1 protein-coding gene is annotated in these 1,053 nt (G+C 67.3%); it reads left to right on the top strand.

All coding sequences use genetic code 11. The features are described 5' to 3' along the window. On the top strand, positions 1-1,053 hold a 1,053-nt coding region (gene istA / locus AC0L3P_RS39815; RefSeq protein ID WP_473309441.1), incomplete at both ends, for an IS21 family transposase.

Below are 1,053 nucleotides of genomic sequence, written 5' to 3'. Positions count from 1 at the left end.
GGGCTTGAGCTGGCCGTTGCCAGACGACGTCACCGACACGGTTCTGGAACTTCGCCTGTTCGCGAAGACCGGCAATGGCAACCGTCAGGGTCACCGCCGCATCGCCGAGCCCGACTGGGCGACCGTGCACCGCGAGCTCAAACGCAAGCACGTGACGCTGTCGATCCTGTGGGAGGAATATATCGCCACCGGGCCCGGCGGATACCGGTACTCGCGCTTCTGTGAGCTCTACCGCGCCTGGGAGGGCCGCCTGTCGGTGACGATGCGCCAGGCCCATGCGGCCGGCGACAAGTTGTTCGTCGACTATGCCGGCGATGGCGTGCCGGTGGTGGTCGACCGCCTGACCGGTGAGCGCAGAACGGCGCAGATCTTCGTCGCCGTGCTCGGCGCATCGAGCTTCACCTACGCGCAGGCGACGTGGACGCAGGGGCTCGCCGACTGGATCAGCGCCCATGTTGGCGCCTTCGCGGCGATCGGCGGCATACCGGCGCTGGTGGTGCCCGACAACACCAAGGTCGCGGTCATTAAGGCGAGCCTGTACGACCCGCAGATCAATCGTACCTACGCGGAGATGGCGGCGCATTACGGCACCGCCATCTTGCCGGCGCGGCCGCGCAAGCCGCGCGACAAGGCCAAGGTCGAGCAGGCCGTCCTCATCGTCGAGCGCTGGCTGCTCGGCCGCCTGCGCCATCGCACCTTCTACAGCCTGGCCGAGGTCAATGCGGCGATCGGCGAACTGCTCACGAGGCTGAATGAGGAACGGCCGATCCGGCGGCTCGGCGTGACACGCCGCCGGTTGCTCGAGGAGGTCGACCGGCCGGCGCTCAAGCCATTGCCGGCGTCCCCCTATGTCCTCGCCGAGTGGCGGATCCGCCGCGTCAGTCTCGATTACCACGTCGAGGTGGAGAAGCATTACTACAGCGTTCCGCATCGCTTCGCCCGCGCCGAGGTCGAGGTGCGGTTCACGGCCCGTACCGTCGAGATCTTCCACAAGGGCGAGCGGATCGCCGCGCATCAGCGCATGAGCGGCAATCACAAACACACCACCGTGCC

The organism is Bradyrhizobium sp. WSM4874 (assembly GCF_055811835.1).
Note: the sequence above shows the minus strand (reverse complement) of the source record. Positions and strands in the feature narration are given on the sequence as shown.